This is a genomic window from Mycobacterium paragordonae, from assembly GCF_003614435.1.
In the GTDB taxonomy this organism is placed as follows: domain Bacteria; phylum Actinomycetota; class Actinomycetes; order Mycobacteriales; family Mycobacteriaceae; genus Mycobacterium; species Mycobacterium paragordonae.
This window is the reverse complement of record NZ_CP025546.1, coordinates 530,129-553,578: the sequence shown is the minus strand read 5'-3', so window position 1 is coordinate 553,578 and position 23,450 is coordinate 530,129. Positions and strand designations below refer to the sequence as shown.

Below are 23,450 nucleotides of genomic sequence, written 5' to 3'. Positions count from 1 at the left end.
CGGCTCGGGAGTGGCCGGCGCCAACGGCACGACGACGACCGGCATCGGTAACGCCGGCCAGGCCGGCGGCAACGCGGGCGCCGGCGGCGCGGGTGGCGCGGGAGGCGCCGGCGGCGCGGCCGGAACCCCGGGCAGCGGCATCAGCAAGGGCACCTCCGGCAACGGCGGCACGGGCGGCAACGGCGGGGCGGCCGGAACCGCGGGTGCCGGTGGCACCGGCGCCAACGGCGCGAACGGCGTCTCCGGGGTCAACAACGGCGCCGGTTACGGCGGCGGGACCGGCGGCGCCGGCGGTAACGGCGCAGCGGGCGGCAAGGGCGGCAACGCCGGTGCGGCCGGCGGAGCCGGAGCCAGCGCGGGCGGCAACGGCAGCGGCGGCGCCGGCAGCAGCGGTGGCGCCGGCGGCGCGGCCGGATCCGGCGGCACCGGCATCACCGGCGCCAACGGGGTCTCCGACTCCGGCAAGTACGGCACCGGCATCGGCGGCGGCCAGGCCGGCGGCGACGGCGGCGCCGGTGGTACCGGCGGCAAGGGCGGCGCCGGCGGAGGCGGAGGCGCGGCGGGCACCGGCGGTACCGGCGGCGCCACGGGCGCCAACGGCAACGGCGGCAGCGGCGGCAAGGGCGGCAACTCAGGCGCAGCCGGTAGCGGCGGCGACGGCGCGGCCGGCACGGCGACCAACCCCAACGGCGGCGCCGGCGGAGCGGGCGGAAACGCGGGCGCGACCGGCACAGGTGGCGGCGCAGGCGCGGCGGGCACCGGCGGCACCGGCGGCACGGGCGGCAGCACCGGCGGCACCGGCACCGGGGCCAACGGCGGCAACGGCGGCGTGGGCGGCAACGGCATCGCCGGTACGGCCGGTTCCAACGGCGTCAACGCCAACAACCCGAACGGCACCGACGGCACCGCCGGCGGCAACGGCGGGGCGGGTGGCGCCGGCGGTAAGGGCGCCGGCAGCGGCTTCAAGGGCGGCACCGGTGGTCTGGGCGGTAACGGCGGCGTCGGCGGCGCCGGCGGCAGCGGCATAGACGGCAGCAACGGCGTGGCCACCACCGGAGTCGGCGGGTCCGGCACGGCCGGCGGCAACGCCGGCAACGGTGGCGCGGGCGGCAGCGGTGGCGCGGGCGGCGCAGCGGGCGCCGCCAACGGCAGCGCGGGTGCGGGCACGGCAGGCAGCGGCGGCAACGCCGCCAAGGGCGGTAACGCGGGCACCGCCGGCAACGGCGGGACCGGCGCGGCCGGCGCCAACGGCGCCTCGGGCTTCAACAACGGCGCCGGCTACGCCGGTGGCGACGGCGGCGCCGGCGGTAAGGGCGGCAATGGCGGTGCCGGCGGCACCGGCGGCACGGCCGGGGCCACCAACGGCGGCACCGCGGGCACCGCGGGCACCAACGCCGGCGGCGGCAACGCCAGCAACGGCGGCACCGGTGGCGCGGCCGGCGCCGGCGGCACCGGCATCACCGGGGCCAACGGCGTCAGCGACCAGAACAACTACAACAACGGCGTCGGCGGCGGCCAGGCCGGTGGCGACGGCGGGGCCGGCGGCACCGGTGGCGCCGGCGGGTCCGGCGGCAAGGGCGGAGCGGCCGGCGGTGCCGGTGCCACCGCGGGCAGCAACGGCAGCGGCGGCGTCGGCGGCAAGGGCGGCAATGCCGGCACACCCGGCAGCGGCGGTAACGGCGCGGCCGGCACCAGCACCAACCCGAACGGCGGCGCCGGCGGCAACGGTGGCAACGCCGGTGCCGTCGGCAAGGGCGGCGTCGGTGGCAGCAACGGCGGCGGTGGTACCGCGGCCAACGGCGCCAACGGCACCAACGTCACCGGTCCGGTCGGCAACGGCGGCAACGGCGGCAGCGGGTTCAACCCGCAGGCTGCCGGTGCCAGCGGCGGCAACGGCGGGGCCGGCGGTGACGGCGGCAACTACGGCAACGGCGGCAACGGCGGAGCCGGCGGCAACGGTGTGGCCGGCAACGACGGCAGCGCCGGGGTGAAGGCGGGCGACAGCGGCGGCAACGCGCAGGCCGGCGGATCCGGCGGCGACGGCGGCCGCGGCGGCAAGGCCGGGGTGAACTTCGGCAACGGCGGCGCCGGCGGGGCCGGCGGCAGCGGTGGCAGCGGCGGCACCGGCGGGACCGGGCAGGACGGCGCCGCGGGTGTGGCCGGCGTCAACAACGGCGCGGGCGGGGCCGGCGGCAACGGCGGCAACGGCGCCAACGGCGGCAACGGCGGCAACGGCGGCGTCGGCGGCAGCTCCACCAAGGGCATCGCGGGCACCTCGGGCGCCGGCGGCAACGCCGGCAACGGCGGCAACGCCGGAACCCCGGGCAACGGCGGCAGCGGTGCGGCCGGCACCTCCACCAGCCCGAACGGCGGCGTGGGCGGCAGCGGCGGCAACGTCGGCACGGTCGGCGCCGGCGGAACCGGAGGCAGCAACGGCAACGGCATCGGCACCGGCAAGTACGGCATCGACGGCGCTTTGCCGCAGACGCCGGTCGGCAACGGTGGCGCCGGCGGCGCCGGATTCACCTCCACGGCTGCGGGTGCCAACGGCGGCGACGGCGGGGCCGGCGGCAAGGGCGGCAACTACGGCAGCGGCGGCGCCGGCGGCGACGGCGGCAACGGTGTGGCAGGCGCGGTCGGCAAGGACGGCGTCAGCACCGGCGACAACGGCGCCACGGGCCAGGCCGGTGGGGCCGGCGGCAAGGGCGGCGCCGGTGGCGACGCCGGCACCAACCTCGGTGACGGTGGCGCCGGCGGCAACGGCGGGACGGGTGCCAACGGCGGTGCCGGCGGCACCGGCGCGAACGGCGCCAACGGCGTCTCCGGCCTCGACGAGTACGGCAACGGCAAGGGCGGCGGCCAGAACGGCGGCAACGGCGGCAGCGGTGGCGTCGGCGGCAACGGCGGCGCGGGCGGCGCCGGCGGCAAGGCCGGCCTGTACGGCACCGCCGGAACCGTCGGCAACGGCGGCAACGCGGGCAACGGCGGCGCCGCGGGCGCGTCCGGCAGCGGCGGCAACGGCGCGGCCGGCATCGCGACCAGCACGGCCGGCGGCAACGGCGGCAACGGCGGCAAGGTCGGCACCGCGGGTGGCGGCGGTACCGGCGGCCTGGACGGCGGCGGCGACGTGAGCGGGGCGAACGGGACCGCGGGTGCCGCGTTCACCGGCCCCTCCGGCAACGGAGGTGACGGCGGCGTCGGCTACACCTGGGCGCCCAACGCCACCGACGCCAACGGCAACGGCTTCGCCGGCGGCGCCGGCGGACAGGGCGGCAGCGGCGGCAGCAACGGCAGCGGCGGCAAGGGCGGTGCCGGCGGAAACGGCTCCAACGGCGCCGGCGGCAGCAACGGCATCAACACCGGCGACTCCGGAACCAACGGCGGCAAGGGCGGCGCCGGCGGCGCCGGCGGCGCGGGTGGCGCCGGCGGCACCACCACCGGCAACGGCGGAGCCGGCGGGGTCGGCGGCAACGCCGGCAGCGGCGGCAACGGCGGCAACGGCGTCGACGGACACGACGGCGTGGCCAACTCGAACAAGTACGGCACCGGCATCGGTGGCGGCCAGAACGGCGGTAGCGGCGGCAGCGGCGGCCAGGGTGGCGACGGCGGCGTCGGTGGCAAGGGCGGCAGCAGCGGTCCCAACGGCGTGTCGGGCGCCGGCGCGGCCGGCGGCAACGCGGGCAACGGCGGCAACGGCGGCCTGCAGGGCAACGGCGGCAACGGCGCGGCCGGCACCGCAACCAACCCGGACGGCGGGGCCGGCGGCAAGGGCGGCAACCCGGGCACCGGGGCCGGCGGCGGCACCGGCGGTGCCGGCGGCGCCAACGGCAGCGGTTCGGGCTCCGGCGCCAAGGGCAACAACGGCAGCGGCGGCAGCACCCCGACCGGCGTCGGCGGCAACGGCGGCAACGGTGGCGACGGCTACAACGCCACCACCCCCGGCGCCAACGGCGGCAAGGGCGGAGCGGGCGGCGATGGCGGCCTCTACGGCGACGGCGGCACCGGCGGCAACGGCGGCAACGGCGCTGCCGGCAAGGCGGGCGCCAACGGCACCGTCAACGACCCCAACGGCGCCACCGGCCAGACCGGTGGCAGCGGCGGCGCCGGCGGTGACGGCGGCAACAGCGGCACCCTGAACGGCAAGGGCGGCGCCGGTGGTAACGCCGGCACCGGCGCGGCCGGTGGCGCGGGCGGCAACGGGCTCAACACCAACGTCGGCGCGGGCGGCAACGCCGGCAGCGGCGGCGACGGCGGTCTGGGCGCGGCCGGCGGCAAGGGCGGCAACGGCTATCTGGGCGGCGGCAAGGGCGGCAACGGCAGCGACCCCGGCGCCGGCGGCAGCGCCGGCACCCCCGGAACCGGCCCCGGCGGCAGCGGCGCCAACGGCAAAGCCGGCACCACTCCCACCACCCCGACCGGCAACGGGGGCAACGGCGGCAACGCCTTCGGCATCCCCGGCGCCGGACAGACCGGCTACGCCGGCGGCGACGGCGGCAATGCCGGGGCTTACGGCAACGGCGGCAACGGCGGCAACGGCTACACCGGCGGGACCGGGGTGACCGGCACCACCGGGCCGACCGGCGGCACCGGCGGCGTCGGCGGCACCGGCGGTGACGGCGGCGCGGCCGGCAAGGGCGGCAACGGCGGCACCATCGCCGGCAACAGCGGCAGCGGCGGCAAGGGCGGCGACGGCGGCGCCGGTGGCGTCGGCGGCAAGGGCGGCGCCGGCGACCCGACCTTCGCCTTCCACAACGGCGCCGGCGGGGACGCCGGCAACGGTGGCACCGGCGGCAAGGGTGCTGCGGGCGGCGATGCCGGCAGCGTCACCAACGGCACGGTCGGCAACGGCGGCAACGCCGGCAACGGCGGAGTCGGCGGCGTCAGCGGGGTCGGGGGCACCGGCGCGGCCGGCACCGCGGCCCACCCGACCGGCGGCACCGGCGGCAACGGGGCCAACCCCGGTAGCGGCGGCACCGGTGGCACCGGCGGCAGCGGACTGAACCCGGGCGGCAATGGCAGCAACGGCGCCACGCCCACCACCATCGCCGGCAACGGCGGCACCGGCGGCGCCGGCTGGGACTCCACCGACCCGACCAAGGCCGGCGGTAACGGCGGCACCGGCGGCAACGCCGGGCAGTACGGCGTCGGCGGTACCGGCGGCAAGGGCGGCAGCGGCGCCAAGGGCAGCACCGGCACCGACGGCAACGCGCCCGGCGTGGACGGCGGCAGCGGCGGCAACGCCAGCGCCGGCGGCAACGGCGGCCAGGGCGGCGTGGGCGGCACCATCGGCGGCGACGGCGGTGCCGGTGGCGCCGCGGGCAACGGCGGCGACGGCGGTACCGGCGGCAACGGCGGCAGCGGCATCAACGGCGGCAACGGCGGTAAGGGCGGCGGCGGCGGCAACGGCGGCGGCGGCGGCCAGGGCGGCAACGGCGGAGCACACGTTGGCGCCGGCTACAAGGACGGCAACGGCGGTGCCGGCGGCAACGGCGGCAACACCGGAGTCGGCGGCAACGGCGGCGACGGCGGCAACGGCACCTACGCCAACCCCAACGGCGGCAAGGGCGGCGACGGCGGCAACATCGGCACCGGCGGCACCCTCGGCAAGGGCGGCACCGGCTTCGTCAACGGCGCCGACGGCAAGGCCGGCAGCGTCCCCGCCGGCACGGCCGGCAACGGCGGCAAGGGTGGCACCGGGTTCAGCTACAACCCGCTCACCGACCCGGGCAAGACCGGCGGTGACGGCGGCGCCGGCGGCAGCGGCGGCACCATCGGCAACGGCGGCGACGGCGGGGCCGGCGGCAACGGCACGGCCGGCAAAGCCGGCGTCAACGGCGTCCTGCCCGGCAGCAGCGGCACCAGCGGCCAGGCCGGCGGATCCGGCGGCAGCGGCGGCGCCGGTGGCGCCAGCGGCACGCTGGCCGGTAACTCCGGCAGCGGCGGCGCGGCGGGCAACGGCGCGGCCGGCGGCAAGGGCGGCAACGGCGTGAGCGGCAAGTCCGGTCTCCCGCTGATCAACAGCGGCGCCGGCCAGGACGGCGGCAACGGCGGCGACGGCGGCAACGGCGGGGCCGGTGGCAACGGCGGCAAGGCCGGCGCGCTGCTCAACGGCAGCGGCAGCAAGGGCACCGACGGCACCGGCGGCAACGGCGCCAACGGCGGCAAGGCCGGCACCCCCGGCAACGGCGGCACCGGCGCGGCGGGCACCGTGCTCAACCCCAACGGCGGCAACGGCGGCAACGGCGGCAACGCCGGCAAGGCCGGAATCGGCGGCACCGGCGGCACCGGGTCCACACCGGGCACCAGCGGCACCGACGGCGCCTCGGTCGCCGGCCCCGCCGGCAATGGCGGCCAGGGCGGCGCCGGCTACAACCCGCTGACCAAGGGGGCCAACGGCGGCAACGGCGGGGCCGGCGGCAACGGCGGCAACATCGGCAACGGCGGCAACGGCGGTGCCGGCGGCAACGGTGTCGACAACACCCTGAACGGCGCGAACGGCACCAAGTCCGGCGACTCCGGCGTCGACGGCCGCGCGGGCGGCTCCGGCGGCAGCGGCGGCGCCGGCGGCAAGGGCGGCTCCACGTCCGGCAACGGTGGCCAGGGCGGGGCCGGCGGCAACGGCGGCAACGGCAGCGCCGGCGGCAACGGTGTGGCCGGCGGCAACGGTGTCACCGATGTCGACCAGTACGGCACCGGCGTCGGCAGCGGCCAGAACGGTGGCAACGGCGGCGCCGGCGGCAACGGTGGCAACGGCGGCAACGGCGGCGTCGGCGGTACCGCCACCAACGGCGTCGCCGGCAGCGACGGCACCGGCGGCAACGGCGGCAACGGCGGCAAGGCCGGCACCCCGGGCGACGGCGGCAAGGGCGCCGACGGCACCGTGACCAACCCCAACGGGGGCAACGGCGGCAACGGCGGCAACGAGACCGCCGGCAAGGGCGGCACCGGCGGCACCTCCAACACCAAGGCGGGCACCAACGGCACCAACGGCGGCACCGTCGGCGGCGTGACCGGCAGCGGCGGCGCCGGCGGCAACGGCTACAACCAGACCCTCGCAAACCCGGGCACGGCCGGTGGCAACGGCGGCGCCGGCGGCAATGGCGGCAACCACGGCAACGGTGGCGCCGGCGGCAACGGCGGCAACGGCTCGGCCGGCACGGCCGGCACGGCGGGCGTGGGTGCGGGCGCGAGCGGCACCGACGGCACGGCCGGCGGCGCGGGCGGCAGCGGTGGCGCGGGTGGTACCGGCGGCTCCGGTTTCGGTAATGGCGGTAAGGGCGGCAGCGGCGGCATCGGCGCTGCCGGCGGCAACGGCGGCGACGGCGTGGCCGGGTCGGCCGGAGTGAACGGTGTCAACAACGGGGCCGGGCAGAACGGCGGCAACGGCGGCACCGGCGGCGCCGGCGGCAACGGCGGCAACGCCGGGCTCGGCGGCAAGGCCCTCGGTACCGGCACCAACGGCACCGACGGCAACGGCGGCAACGCCGGAAACGGCGGCAAGGCCGGCACCCCGGGCGACGGCGGCAAGGGCGCCGACGGAACCGCACTCAACCCCAACGGCGGCAAGGGCGGCGACGGCGGCACCGCGATCGTCGGCAAGGGCGGCACCGGCGGCACCAACAGCGGCGGCACCGGCACCACCGGCAGCAACGGCTCCGACGGCGCCGGGTTCGCCAGCCCGGTCGGCAACGGCGGCAACGGCGGTAACGGCTTCACCCAGACCAGCACCGCGGGCGCCAACGGCGGCAGCGGCGGCGCCGGCGGTAACGGCGGTACCTACGGCAACGGCGGCACGGGCGGCAACGGCGGCAACGGCTTCGCCGGGTCGAACGGCGGCGCCGGCGTCAACGGTCAGGCCGGCGGCATCGGTGGTGACGCCGGAGCCGGCGGTAACGGCGGCACCATCTCCGGCAACGGCGGAGCCGGCGGCATCGGCGGCACCGGTGCCAACGGCGGCACCGGGGGCGCCGGGGCCAACGGCACCACGGGTGTCCAGGGCGTCAACAACGGAGCCGGCACCAACGGCAACAACGGCGCGAACGGCGGCGCGGGCGGTAACGGCGGCGCCGGCGGCAAGGGCGGCACGGCCCTGGGCACCGGCACCAACGGCACCGACGGTGCCGGCGGTAAGGGCGGCAACGGCGGTACGGCCGGAACCGGTGGCGCGGGCGGCAACGGCGCGGCGGGCAACTTCGCCAACCCCGACGGCGGCAAGGGCGGCGACGGCGGCAACACCGGCACCGTCGGTGCGGCGGGCAAGGGCGGCGCCAACGGCAGCGGCATCGGCACCGGCGCCGACGGCGCGGCCGGCACCACACCCACCACCCAGACCGCCAACGGCGGGAACGGCGGCGCCGGCTTCAGCTACAACGCGGCCACCGATCCCGGCAAGGCCGGCGGTAACGGCGGCGCCGGCGGCAACGCCGGCCAGTACGGCACCGGCGGCACCGGCGGCAACGGCGGCAACGGCACCGCCGGCAAGGCCGGATCGACCGGAACCAACCCGGGCGACAACGGCACGGCCGGCCAGGACGGCGGAGCCGGCGGTAAGGGCGGGGCCGGCGGCCTCGGCGGCACCGTCGCCGGCAACGGTGGCGCCGGTGGCAGTGGCGGCACCGGCGGCAACGGCGGCCTCGGTGGCAACGGCGCCGCGGGCGACTCCACCTTCAGCGTCAACAACGGCGCCGGCGGCGCGGGCGCCAACGGCGGCAACGGTGGCGCCGGCGGCGCGGCCGGCGCGGGCGGTAACGCGCTCGGTGCAGGCAACGGCGGTGCGGGCGGCAACGGCGGTGCAGGCGGTACCGGCGGCGGCCCCGGCACCGGAGGCAACGGTGCAGCCGGCATTGCGAGCCACCCGGACGGCGGCGCCGGCGGCGACAGCGGCACTGGCGGCAAGGGCGGCGCCGGCGGCGCCGGCGGCGCGGGCGGCACCGGCATCAGCTCCGGCAAGGGCGGTAACGGTGGCGTCGGCGGCAAGGGCGGCAGCGCGGCGGTCAGCCAGACCGGCGGGGTCGGCGGTAACGCCCTGATCGGCAGCAACGGCAACGGCGGCAACGGCGGAAAGGGCCCCAGCGGCGGCGACGGCGGTGACGGCGGAGCCCTGGGCGCCGGCGGCGGCAGCGCGGGCACGGGCGGCGCCGGCGGTACCGCAGGCACCGGCGGCTCCGGCGGCAAGGGCGACGGCACCGGCAGCGACGGGCTGACCGGCGCGGTCGGATCACCGGGCAAAGCCGGCAACTGACCGGTCCGGCGGGTCTAGAACTGCAGCGCGCGGTAGCGCCAGTCCAATACCTGCCGGTCCGGCGCCCCGTCGAGGCCGGCCGCGTACACCAGCGAGCGCAGCCCCAGCACGCCCGCGTCGGAGTTCGGGGTGGCCGACTCGACCTGTACCTCGCTGTACAGCGTGTCGCCCTCGTGCACTGGGCCGGTGTGGTCGCAGGACTCCCAGCCCAGCACCGTCGCCAGGTTGGGCAGCAACCGGTTGGCCTGGGCGAACGCCAGCCCGATGGTGTGTCCGCCGTACACCAGCCGCTGCCCGCCCACTCGCGAATCATGATGTGTGGCAGCGATATTCAGGGTCAGCCGGGCCAGCTCGGGGGCGCTGGTGACCACGTCGCCGGTGCTGTGCAGCACCGCGCCGGCCAGACCCGGGTCGAAATGCGGGCCCGGCACCCTGCGGCGGAAGGCCTCGCCATCCCACGTCTCGGTGGGGTCCACGGCCGGGGGTGCCGCATCCGCGCCGACGCGCGACAGGTCATCGGTCCGGGTCGCGGCGTCCTCGGGCGCCCAGTCCGGGCCGGCCGGCAGCATCGCGCAGCGGTAGAAATCCAGGACCAGTTGATCGGCCTGGTCGATCGTGGTCATCCGCAGCGCCGCCAGTCCGGTGGGCGCCCGCCCCGGCTTGGGCGTGTTGGCGCGCAGACCCACGACCTCGGTCCGGGTGTAGAGGGTGTCGCCGAGCACCGGGAACCGGTGGAACGTCAAGCCGCGGTAGAACAGGTTGGCTCTGACCCGCTGAGTGGCCAGCGTCGACTGCCCGATCGCGACGTCGCACACCAGCCCCGGATGCGCCAGCGCGGCCGCCGCGCCCGTCACCGCGAAGCACAGACCGGCGTCCAGCGCCAACCGCAGCCGGTCTCCGATGATCGCCTGGTGGGCGGCGGCCAGCCCCGGCGACAGGGTGACCGACGGCGCCCAGTCGAACACCTGCCCCAGGACGAGGTCGTCGAAGTAGGGCCCGCCCGCACGCACCGCCGTATACCCATCAGTCACGAAATCCCATGCTGGCAGGCTGTCTCAGCGAGGGTCAAACACGCGCCCCGCCGAAAGTGAATACGACGACGTGACACGCCGGTTCGGCGTCGCCACGTTCACGCTCGGCCGATCAAGCAGAAGGGGCAACAGTGAGCACTGAACTCAACGACGACGAAGCGATGCTGGTGGCCACCGTGCGGGCGTTCATCGACCGCGACGTGCGGCCCACCGTGCGCGAGGTCGAGCACGCCAACACCTATCCCGAGGCGTGGATCGAGCAGATGAAGCGCATCGGCATCTACGGCCTGGCCATCGACGAGGAGTACGGCGGTTCGCCGGTCTCGATGCCGTGCTACGTCGAGGTGACCCAGGAACTCGCCCGCGGCTGGATGAGCCTGGCCGGCGCGATGGGCGGGCACACCGTCGTCGCCAAGCTGCTGACCCTGTTCGGCACCCCGGAGCAGAAGCGAAAGTACCTGCCGCCCATGGCTACTGGCGAACTGCGGGCCACGATGGCGCTCACCGAACCGGGCGGCGGCTCTGACCTGCAGAACATGACCACCACCGCACTACCGGCCGCAGACCCAGATACGTTGGTGGTCAACGGCTCCAAGACCTGGATCAGCAACGCACGCCGTTCCGGGCTGATCGCGCTGCTGGTCAAGACCGACCCGAACGCCACCCCGCGGCACCGGGGCATCTCGGTACTCCTGGTCGAACACGGGCCGGGCCTGACCGTGTCGCGGGATCTGCCCAAGTTGGGCTACAAGGGCGTTGAGTCGTGCGAGCTTTCGTTCGACGACTTCCGGGTTCCGTCGTCTGCCGTGTTGGGCGGCGTTGCGGGCGAAGGGTTTTCGCAGATGATGAAGGGCCTGGAGACCGGCCGGATCCAGGTGGCCGCCCGGGCGCTGGGCGTGGCGACGGCGGCACTGGAGGACGCGCTGGACTACGCCCAGCAGCGCGAGAGTTTCGGGCAGCCGATCTGGAAGCACCAGGCCGTCGGGCACTATTTGGCCGACATGGCAACGAAACTCACCGCCGCGCGCCAGCTCACCCGCTATGCCGCGCAGCGTTACGACGGCGGGCAGCGGTGTGACATGGAGGCGGGAATGGCCAAGTTGTTCGCCTCGGAAGTGGCCATGGAGATCGCGCTCAACGCGGTGCGGATTCACGGCGGCTACGGCTACTCCACCGAATACGACGTCGAACGCTATTTCCGTGACGCGCCACTGATGATCGTCGGCGAGGGCACCAACGAGATCCAGCGCAACGTGATCGCCGCGCAGCTGGTGTCGCGCGGCGGAATCTGACGGCAACGCGGGTCCGCTTCGCCCTGCCCGCGCGCCGCCCGGTGCGCTATATTTGCCTGACTCGCCGCGAGGTACCAGCAAAGTGGCGACCCAAGGGAAGGCAGCGGCCATGAGTTATCCGTCGGACCCGTACGGCGCCAACCCGGGTTGGCAGGGCCAGCCGCCGCCGAGCTACGGCGGGCCGCCGGCTTACGGCGCCGGTCCGGAGCCGGACAACTACCTGGTGTGGGCGATCCTGAGCACCGTGTTGTGCTGTCTGCCGGCCGGCATCGTGTCGATCGTCTACTCCACCAAGGTCTCCGGGCTATGGGCGCAGGGGCGCTACCAGGAGGCCCAGGACGCTTCGCGCAACGCCAAGAAGTGGGCGATCATCAGCGCCATCGTCGGTGCGGTGGTGATCGTGGTGTCGATCATCCTCTACGTCGTGCTGATCGCGGTGGCCGTCTCGAACGCGCCGTCGACGACCTACACCACCTACTCCGGCTACTGAGCAAAGCCGATCGCGTCCACCAACCCCCACGCCAGCGCCGTCTGCGCGTCGACGGTGTGACCGGACAGCACCAGATACGCGGTGCGCCAACGGCCGACGCGCCTGGTGACGCTGACCGTGCCGCCCGCGCCGGGTAACAATCCCAGGCCCAGTTCGGGCAGGCCGAACACGCTGTCCGGCGCCGCCTGCACCCACCCGCAGAACGCGGCCATCTCGAGTCCGCTGCCCAGCACCCGACCGTGCACCTGCGCGCGGCATGCGCGGCCGAGCCGGGCGGTGAGTTCGTCCAGCACCAGCGCGGGGCTGTGCCGGGTGCGCGCCAGGTGAGCGCCGGCCGGGTCGGCGAAGCTGCCGAACTCGGCGAGGTCTCCCCCGCTGCAGAACGACGGGCCGTTGCCGCTCAACACGATCCCGGTCACCGACGGATCGAGTTGCGCGACCGCAAGCGCCTCCAGCAACGCCGCTCGCGTGCCGGTGCAGAAGGCGTTGTGCCGCTCCGGGCGGTTGAAGCTGATCCGCAGGATGTCGTTGTCACGATGCGCCGTAACGGGTTCGACACTGTCCGGCACCCGGGCGGGCCCGCGCTGTGACAGCCAGCGACCGAACTCCGGGCCGGCCTGCAACGTCGAGTAGGCCAGCGACTCGGTGACCAGGCCGGCCAGGGTGGCGCCGGCGGGGTCCAGGCAGCGCAGCACGTCGTCACAGACCGCACTCGCGATCGGCCAATTCCGGCAGCGTTGCGTCAACTCCGTCAACGCTCGTGGCACCGAATCCACCACGACCACCCGGCGATCGTCACACGGTTGCTCGGAGAGCGTGAAAGTTGCTTTATCCAGCCAGTATTCGCTGTGTGGTGACCCGTAGGCGACGATCACCCCCGGCGGCACGGCCGCGTCGGGCTCCGGCGCGCTGGACAGATCGACCACCCGCAGGGTCACACCGAATACTTCTCGATCAACTCGTTCTTGTAGAGCTTGCCGGTATCGGTCCGCGGCAGCTGCGCCTCGAAGGCGATCGAGCGCGGACACTTGAAGTGCGACAAGCGTTCTCGCAACCACCCCGACAGCTCCTCGGCGAACGCCTCGGTGGCGTCGGCCGGGTCGACGGTCTGCACCGCGGCCAGCACCCGCTGACCCATCTCGTCGTCGGGCACGCCGAATACGGCCGCGTCCAACACCTTCGGGTGGGTGACCAACAGGTTCTCGGTTTCCTGCGGGTAGATGTTGACCCCGCCGGAGATGATCATGTGGTGGCGGCGGTCGGTGAGGTACAGGTAACCCTCTTCGTCGAGAAACCCGATGTCCCCGACCGTCATCCAGCCGTGCGTGTCCCGCGAGGCTTCGGTCTTGGCCGGGTCGTTGAGGTACTCGAACGAATACCCGCCTTCGAAATAGATCTCGCCGGGGTGACCGGGCGGCAACTCCGCGCCGTCCTGCCCCAGGATGTGCACCGCGCCCATCATCGGTTTGCCCACCGAGCCGGGATGCGCCAGCCATTCGTCAGCGGTGATCAACGTCGAACCTATCGCCTCCGAGGAGGCGTAATACTCGTCGACGATCGGGCCCCACCACTCGATCATCTGCTTCTTGATCAGCACCGGGCACGGCGCAGCCGCATGCATCACCCGCTTCAGGCTGGACAGATCATACGAATTACGCACTCCCTCAGGAAGTTTGAGCATCCGCACGAACATGGCCGGGACGAACTGGCCGTGGGTCACCCGGTAGCGCTGGATCGCGTCCAGCGTTCCCTGCGGATCGAATTTCTCCATCACCACGGTGGTGAGGCCGGCCGCCTGCACCGTCAGCGACCACACCGACGGCGCGGTGTGATACAGCGGCGCCGGGCTCAGATACACGGTCTCGGGATCCATCCAGAACCCGACCAGCCCCGACATCATGCCCGGCGCGTCTTCCGGTGGCACATGAGGCAATTCGCGTTTGATGCCCTTGGGCCGGCCGGTGGTTCCCGAGGAGTACTGCAGCAGGTCACCCTCGATCTCGTCGGGAATCGGGGTATCCGGTTGATCCGCAACGCATTCCGGATAACGTTGCCAGCCTTTGAGATCGCCGTCGGCAAGCAGCAGCACCTCCGGCAACCCGTGCGGAAGGTGCTCGCCGAGCGCCGCGCAGACATCACGCAACGCGGCCGAGCCGACGATGGCCCGGGCGTTGCTGTTGTCGATGATGTAGGCCGCCTCGGCCGCGGTGAGATGGGTGTTGATCGGCACGTAGTAAAGCCCGCTGCGCCGCGCCGCCCACATGACGGCGTGCATGTGTTCGTTGTTCTCCATCAGGATGGCGACGGCGTCGCCTTCGTGCAGCCCGTGAGCACGGAAGTAGTGCGCCAGCCGGTTGGCGCGCGCCTCGAGTTCGCCGAAGGTCACCACCGTGCCCGACGGATACAGGATGACGGCGGGCTTGTCGGGATGAGCCTGCGCGTGCGGGCGAATCTGCATGGCTGAACTCTACGAGTCAGCCCCGCAGCGTTGCGCGCACCGTGGGCAATACGTGCTCGCGGTTCACCACCAGCGCGCCGACGGCCAGCACCGCGTAGACGCCGCTGAGCGCCAGCCGCCCCTCGGTCGATGCGACCGGGAACTGCACCACGAACAGCGCCAGCAGCGCCCAGGCCGTGTAGCGGTGGAAGCGCAGCGCCAGGATCAGCGCCACCCCTATCAGGGTCTGGGTCGCGGTCAGCAGCATCTCCTCGATCTGCCTGCCGTCCAGCACCAGGGCGGTGCCGCCACCGCCGGCCAGGTGCGCAATGGGCAGCGAGCCCACCAACAGCGTCCACTGGTTGACCTTCGACGAGATCAGCGTCGCGATCGCCGCGGTGCCCTTGCCCCGGCTGGCGAAGATGATCGCGATCACGAATTCCGGCGCCTCCGAGGCCAGCGGGGCCAGCCACTGCACCAGCAGGAACCGGTCCACACCGAGCTCGGTGCCGGCCCCGATCAGGCTCTCCGCGAACGGTTTTGCGCACGCCAGCACCACTCCGGCGGCGACCGCGAACAGCGTGATGACGGCGACGCGACGAGCCCGGTCGGGCAGCGCGCCCAGGGCCGCGGCGGTACCCATCAGCTCGGGTTCCTCCACGACGCCGCGGCTCAGCTTGTAGAGATAGAAGCCGAACCAGCCCAGCAGCGCGACGCCCAGCGTCAGGTGAATCCGGCCGGTCGCCGGAACCACGAACGCGGCGATTCCCGCGACCAGCAGAAAACCGAGTTCCACCCGGTTGCCGCGCTCGAGCTTCAGGGCAGCGGTCGGCCCACTCGTCTTGCGTGCCACCCACAGCGCCACCAGCACCACCACCGGCCAGCCGAGGCCCATCAACAACCGGTTGGACCCGGTCATGTTCGCCGCGGCGTATTGCGTGTATTCGGCGTGGGAGCCGGACTGGTAGGCGTAGTAGAGGTCGACGGCGTATTCCGGCAGCACGGCGATGAGCGCGAGGACCGCGATGGCCAGGCCCCCGGAGACATCCAATTGTGCCGCCTCCGCCGCCCAGGCAAGCAGGAAACTCGCTGCGACGACGGCCGCACCGTAGATGACCAGCGACACCACCGGCGTCGGGTGCAGGCCGCCGCAGCGCACGATCAGCGCCGGCGCGATGAAAATCAGGGTGGTCAGGAGCGAGCGCAGCAGTGCGTCCGCGGGGGTCCGGGTCCGACGGCGTTCGGCGATCAAGGCCATTAGCGTCCTTCGGTTCCTGCGATCCGGGTCCCGTCGGCAGCGGCGAGACTTCGGACCGACGTTTCTGTCGGCCGAAGGTCTCGCTCGCCGGGAACTCCCCGGTGGATGACCGGGCGTGCGAACTGAATCCGCAATCGCCAGTATGTCGACCATCCGCAGCCGCCGGCTTCGAGCCGACGATCTGGAACTACTCCCCTTCGCTACACCGAGGCTAACCTTATTTGCGGTACCTGGCAACTTAGTGAAGCTACGATTTTTTTCGTGTCGTCGCCCTATATTTGCTGATCAGCGCGGATAAATTTAATTCTTCGTTTACCCGAAACCGTAGATTTGGCAAATCAACACTTCAGCAACACCCGACGGTGGGCCGCCGCTCACCGCCACACACCGGTCAGATAGCCGATGTCTTCACGGAGCAGCTCCCCCGGCAGAGACAGATCTTCGATGGCCAGGCGCGAGGCCACGTCGGCGTCGTAGGCGACCGCCGACCCGACATCCCTGGCCGCGGTGACTGGATCTCCACCCAGAAAGGCGCCCTGCGCCGCCCGCAGACTGCTCTCCGTCACAGCCGCCGCGCGCGACAGTTCCAGCTGGTTGTCGCCGACCACCCGACCGATGGTGGCCGCGTCCATCTGCACCAGGCCCCCGAGATCCGCCGCCGGCGCCGAGACGGGCGCGGTGGCCGGCGGCCTGTTGCCGGGCGCGGCCAGTATTTCGATGTTCTTGGATACGAGCTGCCCCGGCAGAGCAGCGTTCTCGGTAACCAGACGTGCCGCGGTCTGCGCGTCGTATTCCAGTGCGGAGCGGAGCGGCGTCCAAAAGCGCGTCGGGCCGATGCGCCCCTCGACGACTGCCGTGTTCACGGCGTCCCGGGTGAAGCGGGCCGCGTCGGCGATCTCGGCCGAGTTGGCGGCGGCGCGGGCGTCGATCATCGCCTTGTCGGTTTCCACCACCCGGCCGATGCGCGCGCCGAAGTCACCCAGCGCCTCCTGCCAGGGCGCGATCTGCGCGGCCGCCGCCGAAGCCGCACTGTGATACCCCACCAGCGCGGACACGTTCTGCGCCCACAACTCGTCGTACGCGCCTTCGATGGCCGCGATCAGCGGACCGTTGAGGCCCAGGAAATTGGACCGAATCGCCGAGACGAACTGCACGCGGTTGGCCCGCACCGCGACCGGATGTGCCACGGCCGCCTTCGCTGCCTCGAAGATCGCCGCCACCGAGTTCGCCTGAGTGGCCGCGGTCACGGCCCGCACCGCCGCGCCGTCCAGGAAGTCCCGGTACCGAGCGGCAACGGCCGCCATCGCCACCGAAGCCGGTCCCTGCCACGGTCCGCTCACCAGATTGGCCGTCACCGACCCGAAAGAGGCCGCGGCCGTGCCCAATTCATCGCCGAGCCCGCTCCAGGCCGCGGCGGCCCCGAGCATCGGGCCCGAGCCCGCGCCGGAATACATCTGAGCAGAGGTGATCTCGGGTGCCAGCATCGCGAAACTCATGGCCGCGCTCCTGCCTCACTCGACGATTTCAGTGTCGTGTCGCGAGGGATCCTACGACGGAGCGCAACGGCGAATTGACGTTTCCGCAGAACTAGCCGGACCAGCGGCTACGCAGGGGCTAGTCGGCGTCGCGCAGCCGCTCCTTGAGCGCATCGAACTCGTCGCGGATGCCGGTCGGCAGCTTCTCGCCGACGAACTCCAGCCACTCCTCGATCAGCGGCAGTTCCGCGCGCCACTCCTCGGTGTTGACGGCCAGCGCTTCGGCCACGTCGGCGGCTTCGGCATCCAGACCATCGAGGTCCATGTCCTCGGCGGCCGGAACGGTGCCGATCGGGGTGGTGCGGCCGCCGGCCGTGTGCTCAATGCGGTCGACGATCCACTTCAGCACCCGGCTGTTCTCGCCGAAGCCCGGCCACAGGAAGCGGCCGTCGTCGCCGCGACGGAACCAGTTGACGAAGAACACCTTCGGCAGCTTGGACTCGTCGGCGTTCTTGCCCAGGTTGATCCAGTGGCCCAGGTAGTCGCCGACGTTGTAGCCGAGGAACGGCAGCATGGCCATCGGGTCGCGGCGCACGTTGCCGACCTTGCCCTCGGCCGCGGCGGTCTGCTCGCTGCCCAGGGTGGCGCCGATGAACACACCGTGCTGCCAGTCGCGGGCCTCGGTGACCAGCGGAACCGTGGTCTTGCGGCGACCGCCGAACAGGATGCCGGAGATCGGCACACCCTGCGGGTCGTCCCACTCGGGGGCCAGGATCGGGCACTGCGACATCGGCGTGCAGTAACGGGAGTTGGGGTGCGCCGCGTTGGTCTCCGTCTCGCGGAAATACCAGTCGTGGCCCTTCCAGTCGATCAGGTGCTGCGGGTCGCCTTCCAGGCCCTCCCACCACACATCGCCGTCATCGGTCAGCGCGACGTTCGTGAACACCGTGTTGCCGCCGGCGATGGTGCGCATGGCGTTCGGGTTGGACTTCCAGTTGGTGCCGGGCGCCACGCCGAAGAAGCCGAACTCCGGGTTGACGGCGTAGAGGCGGCCGTCCTTGCCGAACCGCATCCAGGCGATGTCGTCACCCAGCGTCTCGGCGCGCCAGCCCGGGATGGTCGGCTGGAGCATGGCCAGGTTGGTCTTGCCGCACGCCGAGGGGAACGCCGCGGCGAAGTAGTAAGCCTTGTTCTCCGGTGAGATCAGCTTGAGGATCAGCATGTGCTCGGCCAGCCAGCCCTCGTCGTGGGCCATCGCCGAGGCGATCCGCAGCGAGTAGCACTTCTTGCCCAGCAAGGCGTTGCCGCCGTAGCCCGACCCGTAGCTCCAGATCTCGCGGGTCTCCGGGAAGTGGGTGATGTATTTGGTGTCGTTGCACGGCCACGGCACGTCCGCCTGGCCCTCCTCCAACGGCGCGCCCACCGAGTGCAGGGCCTTCACGAAGAAGCCGTTGTCGCCGATCTTCTCCAGCGCGGCCTTGCCCATCCGGGTCATCGTGCGCATCGAGACGACGACGTACTCCGAGTCGGTGATCTCGACGCCGAGCTTGGGGTCCTCCGCACCCAGCGGGCCCATGCAGAACGGCACCACGTACATGGTGCGGCCGCGCATTGAACCGCGGTACAGGTCCTTCATGAGGGAGCGCATCTCGCCCGGGTCTTTCCAGTTGTTGGTCGGGCCGGCGTCGACCTCGCGCTCCGAGCAGATGAAGGTCCGTGACTCCACCCGGGCGACGTCGGACGGGTCGGACAGCGCCAGGTAGGAGTTGTGGTGCTTCTCCGGGTTGAGCCGCTTGAACGTGCCGGCCTCGACGAGCTGGTCGGCCAGCCGCTGGAACTCCTCCTCGGAGCCGTCGGTGAAGACCACCCGGTCGGGCTGGGTGAGCTCGGCGACCTCCTGCACCCAGGACAGCAGCCCCTGATGGTTGGTGGGTGCGGTGTCCAGGCCGGGGATGGTCGCTGAGGTCATCGAACTCTCCTGAATTCTGCTGCTCGGTAATCGTCGGTTCCAGTGGCATGCATGTTCAGCACACTTAACGCTTTCTTATTCAGATTATCGCGCATCACTTGTCGCGTAAGTCCCAGGAGGGTATAAGCCTGCTCACAAGACCGATTCAGAAAGGCCTGTTTTCGTAACGCGTCACGGTTTCGGCCCGGACAAAACCACGCTGGTCCCGGATACCCGGTTCGCCCAGTTCTGCACGCACCGCGTCGAGAGCGGCCTGGATCGTCGGCATCTCCCGGTCTCGCACTGCCGCGGCCCGGGCGGCGGCCAGCGCATGCTCGCGCAGTTCGCCGTCGATCACGCTGATCTGGTCGGTCACCCGGACATTCTCGGCTTCGTCGTGTGCGGTGACTTCGGTGCTGAGGAGCGATTCGGCGGCCAGGACCCGGCCGACAACCAGTTGTTCGGCCACCGAGCGCAGCGAGGCCGTCGCGTCATCCGCCCAGCGGTCCAGCACGGCGCGGTCGCTGAGCAGACTGCGGACCGTCACCACCCAGGCCGTTGTGGCCAGGCCCACCGCCACGCACGCCGCGATCCCGGCGGCGGTCAGCCCCGGGTGCAGGTCCGGCGTCAAACCGGCGATCAACCGGCTCAGCGTCAGGGCCACCCCGAGCCCGAACACCGCGCCGAAGACCATCATCAGCCGCATCTCCAGGCGACGGGACTTGAGCTGAGGTGGCGGGACCGGGACGGCCGGTGTGTTGACCGGCGGCAGATCCAACGGCGCACCCATACCCGCCGCGATCTCGGCAAGATGGGCGTCGGCCTCCGCGGCGATCTCTCCGGCCGCCTCATCGAGCCGAGCCTGCGCACCGGACGCGAAGCCGGGGGCCTGTCGCCGGGACAGCGCCGCGATGTCTTCCTGCAGCTCGCCGCGCAGCGCGGCGGCCCGATTGCGTGCCGCGTAGGACAGCTGGACCCTGGCCTGCTGAATCTGGCCGCGCAGGGTGATGGTCCGCTCGGATCGCGACTGGCGCCGTTGCCGCAGGGTCGTGCTGCGCGCGTCGCGCAGGGCGTCGACCCGGGCCCGCCGCCCGGCGCCGTCGGCATCCCGGTCGAACCGTTGGGCCGCTGTCCGCAGCCGCGATTCCCAGGCCCGCAGCCGGTTGCGGCGGGCCAGGTCGGAGTCGGCGAGCTGGGCGGCGACGGTGACGACCAGGTCGTCGATCTGCGGCTCGCCCACCTCGGGCAGGGCTGCGGCGCCGACCCACGACACCTTGCCGTAGCGCGGAGCGTGCGCGGCCAGCGTCTCGCGGTTGACGTCGAGCACGTCACGCCAGGCGAAGTGGACATCGATCTTGGCCACCACGGCCACCACCGCGTCGGTGTTCTCGGCGGCGGCGTCGAGCAACATGCAGTCGGAGGGGGTCATCGGGGCCGAAGCCGACACCACGAACACCACTTCCAGCGGGGCCTCACCGGCTCCCAGCTCGCCCGACTCGACGAAGGTGCGGTGCGGAATCCGCTGCCGCAGCGCGGCTGCCACGCCGCTGACCCCGGCCAGCCAGGGCCCCGTCACCAGCACCACGTCGCGCCGGGTGATCACCGGCGGGCCCAGCTTCGGTCCGACGGCCGCCACCATCGCATCGACCCGCGCCGCGGGATCGTCCCGGGTCACCGGGGCCCCTGACCGGCGGCCCACAGGCGCAGCGCACCCCGGGCGATGTCCGCGCCGCAGGTGCGGTGCAGGCCGCTGCGCGCCGAACGGCTGTAGCGCTGCCAGTGCGCCGCCCGCTGCAGCGGCTCCCCCGGGCCGGCGTCCAGCCCGCGCGCCCGCGCGGCGTCCAGGGCGTCGGCCATCCGGGCGATCACGGTGTCGTCGGCGCCGAGGAAAGCGTTGACGGCCGGGTCCGCGACGGCCAGGGCTTCCAGTTCGGTGACGGCGTCGATCACCCGGCGGTATCGCGCCTCCGCTCCGGCGGCGTTCAGCCGGCCGACCACCTCATCGACGCCACTCACCCGCCGCCACAGCGCCCGCACCCGGGCGGGCCCGTTCCCCTGGCGCAACGCGGCTACCGCAAGTGCGATGCCGAACAGATCCACACCCGCCAGCAGCTCCCGCGGCACCACATCCGATGCGGACTCAGCGGCCAGCGCCCGCAACGCCGCCCAGCACGTCGCACCGGGATCCTCCAACGCGGCCAGGGCCAGCAACCCGCTCATCGGCAACACCGGCACTCCGAGGATCGCGGCGAACTCGGGACAGCGCGCGCACGCCGCCGCCATCGGGCCGTCACCGCCGAAGCCGGTGAGGTCGGCCTTGTTCAGCACCGCCAGCACCGAACCCGGGACCGAGTCCTCCGGTTTGACGGCCTCGGCGATGACCTGGATTTCGAGGTCCGCGCCGCTTTCCACCACCGTGAACCACCGGCTCAGGGCGCGCGCGACCGTGCCGCGCCCCACCCCACGTCGCCCGCGGACCGTCACCCGCAGCGGCGCGGCGACCCGTTCGGCTATCGCGACAACACGCTGGTCAGCGGCCCCCCGGGCGAACCGCGTGAGCTCGTCGACGAAAATCTGCTGCCCCCGTCCCCTCGATGTGCTCCGCACCGAATGGTGGCATCTCCCTTGCCCGCGCGCGAGCCAGGTGTCGCCCGATACCAGCTGAAGGCAACTGTTGGGTATCAATCTGGACCAGAGGCGGCTACACCCGGCCTTCATGCGCCACCATGGACGGATGCATGCGCAACCCGGGGTTGGGTTACGGCCCGACGCGCCCTGGGGCTACCTGCCTGCCTCGAGTTTTCGGTCGCGGCGTTCGGCCCTGTCCGACGCCCAGCGCCAGACCTGGGAGCGGCTGTGGCCGCAACTCGGCCGTCAGGCCGACACCGGCGAGACCCTGGACACCCCGCTGGACACCCCCCTGGACACTCAGGCCTGGTTCGGCCGCAGCGCGCCGCTCGTCCTGGAGATCGGTTGCGGCAGCGGAACGTCAACCTTGGCCATGGCGCAGGCCGAGCCGGACATCGATGTGATCGCGGTGGAGATCTATCGCCGGGGTCTGGCGCAATTGCTCTGCGCCATCGACGCCGAGCAGGTCGGCAACATCCGGCTGATCCGCGGCAATGGTGTCGACGTGCTCAAAGACCTGATCGCTCCGCAGTCGCTGACCGGCGTCCGGGTCTTCTTTCCCGACCCGTGGCCGAAGGCACGCCACCACAAGCGCCGGCTGCTGCAGACCGGCACGGTTTCCCTCATCGCCGATCGGCTACTCCCCGGGGGTGTGCTGCATGCCGCAACCGACCACCCCGGCTACGCAGAGCACATCGGTGCGGTCGGGGATGCCGAGCCCCGGCTCGTCCGTGCCGACCCCGACTCCGAATCACTACCGATCTCCATCAGTCGTCCCACCACCAAGTACGAGACGAAGGCTCAAGAAGCGGGCAGCCACGTCTGCGAGTTCGTATGGAAGCGGATCTGAGCACATGAGCATTACTGAAGAAGTGGCCCCGGAAGCGGGGGCGGTCTCCGAAGCGTCCCAAACCTCCGACTCGCTGGCACCCATGCTGACGCCGGACCTGGCCCCGAAAGTGACCCCCGGTGTAACTAAGGACGGACTGGCCGGCCTGGCCAAACCCGTCAAGCGGGTCCTGCTGGTCTGGGACGCCCCGAACCTCGATATGGGCCTGGGCTCGATCCTGGGTCGCCGCCCGACGGGGGTGGAACGCCCGAGGTTCGACGCCCTGGGTCGCTGGCTGCTGGCGCGGACCGCGGAGGTCGCGGCCGGTACCGGCGCGGCTGAAGACGTCCGGGTCGAGCCCGAGGCAACGGTGTTCACCAACATCGCACCGGGCAGCGCCGAGGTGGTGCGGCCGTGGGTGGACGCGCTGCGCAACGTCGGATTCGCCGTCTTCGCCAAACCGAAGATCGACGAGGACAGCGACGTCGACCGCGACATGCTCGAACACATCGACCAGCGCTTCAATGAAGGCCTCGCGGGCCTGGTGGTGGCTTCGGCCGACGGTCAGGCGTTCCGGTTACCGCTGGAAGCGGTGGCCCGCGCCGGGACCCCGGTACAGGTCCTCGGATTTCGTGAACACGCCAGTTGGGCGCTAGCGTCGGATACCTTGGAGTTCGTCGACCTGGAGGACATTGCAGGCGTTTTCCGGGAGCCACTGCCGCGAATCGGCCTCGATTCGCTACCTGAGCAGGGGGCTTGGCTGCAGCCGTTCCGGCCGCTGTCGTCGCTGTTGACCTCGCGTGTGTGACAACCAAACATCT

Annotated in this window: 13 protein-coding genes; 5 read left to right on the top strand and 8 right to left on the bottom strand. The window is 73.0% G+C overall.

Going from position 1 to position 23,450, the window contains the following annotated elements:
• Positions 1 to 10 precede the first annotated feature (10 nt).
• Positions 11 to 9,241, top strand: a complete 9,231-nt coding sequence (locus tag C0J29_RS34310) for a hypothetical protein (protein ID WP_162951373.1) — start codon at positions 11 to 13, stop codon at positions 9,239 to 9,241.
• Between the two features lie 14 nt (positions 9,242 to 9,255).
• Here C0J29_RS34310 and C0J29_RS02525 read toward each other — a convergent pair whose 3' ends face one another.
• Positions 9,256 to 10,272, bottom strand: a complete 1,017-nt coding sequence (locus C0J29_RS02525; protein WP_120791443.1) for a MaoC family dehydratase — start codon at positions 10,270 to 10,272, stop codon at positions 9,256 to 9,258.
• Between the two features lie 131 nt (positions 10,273 to 10,403).
• Between C0J29_RS02525 and C0J29_RS02520 the strand changes: the two genes are divergently transcribed.
• The gene (locus C0J29_RS02520; RefSeq protein ID WP_120791442.1) at positions 10,404 to 11,564 is read left to right on the top strand and encodes an acyl-CoA dehydrogenase family protein; all 1,161 of its coding nucleotides are present in this window, start codon (positions 10,404 to 10,406) and stop codon (positions 11,562 to 11,564) included.
• A gap of 109 nt (positions 11,565 to 11,673) precedes the next feature.
• Positions 11,674 to 12,054: a CD225/dispanin family protein gene (locus tag C0J29_RS02515; protein ID WP_065048486.1), complete on the top strand. Its 381-nt coding sequence runs from the start codon at positions 11,674 to 11,676 to the stop codon at positions 12,052 to 12,054.
• Here the strand turns inward: C0J29_RS02515 and C0J29_RS02510 are convergent.
• The 7 genes from C0J29_RS02510 to C0J29_RS02480 form a co-directional block, all read right to left on the bottom strand.
• Positions 12,048 to 12,986 carry an enoyl-CoA hydratase/isomerase family protein gene (locus C0J29_RS02510; RefSeq protein WP_371872514.1) on the bottom strand — a complete coding sequence of 313 codons (939 nt, stop codon included), beginning with the start codon at positions 12,984 to 12,986 and terminating at the stop codon, positions 12,048 to 12,050. The genes C0J29_RS02515 and C0J29_RS02510 overlap by 7 nt on opposite strands.
• Positions 12,987 to 12,988: 2 nt before the next feature.
• The gene (gene fadD4, locus C0J29_RS02505) at positions 12,989 to 14,512 is read right to left on the bottom strand and encodes a fatty-acid--CoA ligase FadD4 (RefSeq protein WP_120791441.1); all 1,524 of its coding nucleotides are present in this window, start codon (positions 14,510 to 14,512) and stop codon (positions 12,989 to 12,991) included.
• 16 nt (positions 14,513 to 14,528) lie between these two features.
• The gene (locus C0J29_RS02500; RefSeq protein ID WP_120791440.1) at positions 14,529 to 15,749 is read right to left on the bottom strand and encodes a sodium:proton exchanger; all 1,221 of its coding nucleotides are present in this window, start codon (positions 15,747 to 15,749) and stop codon (positions 14,529 to 14,531) included.
• Between the two features lie 374 nt (positions 15,750 to 16,123).
• A complete protein-coding gene (locus C0J29_RS33280) occupies positions 16,124 to 17,245 on the bottom strand; it encodes a PPE family protein (RefSeq protein ID WP_197748244.1) in 1,122 nt (373 codons plus the stop codon).
• Positions 17,246 to 17,363: 118 nt separating this feature from the next.
• Positions 17,364 to 19,193: a phosphoenolpyruvate carboxykinase (GTP) gene (locus tag C0J29_RS02490; RefSeq protein ID WP_065048419.1), complete on the bottom strand. Its 1,830-nt coding sequence runs from the start codon at positions 19,191 to 19,193 to the stop codon at positions 17,364 to 17,366.
• Between the two features lie 145 nt (positions 19,194 to 19,338).
• Entirely contained in the window at positions 19,339 to 20,811 is a 1,473-nt protein-coding gene (locus C0J29_RS02485; protein ID WP_242460692.1) for a hypothetical protein, read from the bottom strand.
• Positions 20,812 to 20,843: 32 nt separating this feature from the next.
• Positions 20,844 to 21,779: a hypothetical protein gene (locus C0J29_RS02480; RefSeq protein ID WP_120791439.1), complete on the bottom strand. Its 936-nt coding sequence runs from the start codon at positions 21,777 to 21,779 to the stop codon at positions 20,844 to 20,846.
• A 109-nt stretch (positions 21,780 to 21,888) separates the two neighbouring features.
• Here C0J29_RS02480 and trmB point away from each other — a divergent pair, with 109 nt between their 5' ends.
• Positions 21,889 to 22,650, top strand: a complete 762-nt coding sequence (gene trmB, locus C0J29_RS02475) for a tRNA (guanosine(46)-N7)-methyltransferase TrmB (RefSeq protein ID WP_120791438.1) — start codon at positions 21,889 to 21,891, stop codon at positions 22,648 to 22,650.
• Between the two features lie 4 nt (positions 22,651 to 22,654).
• On the top strand, positions 22,655 to 23,437 hold the full coding sequence (locus C0J29_RS02470; RefSeq protein ID WP_371872478.1) for an NYN domain-containing protein: 783 nt from the start codon (positions 22,655 to 22,657) through the stop codon (positions 23,435 to 23,437).
• The last annotated feature ends 13 nt before the right edge of the window (positions 23,438 to 23,450 follow it).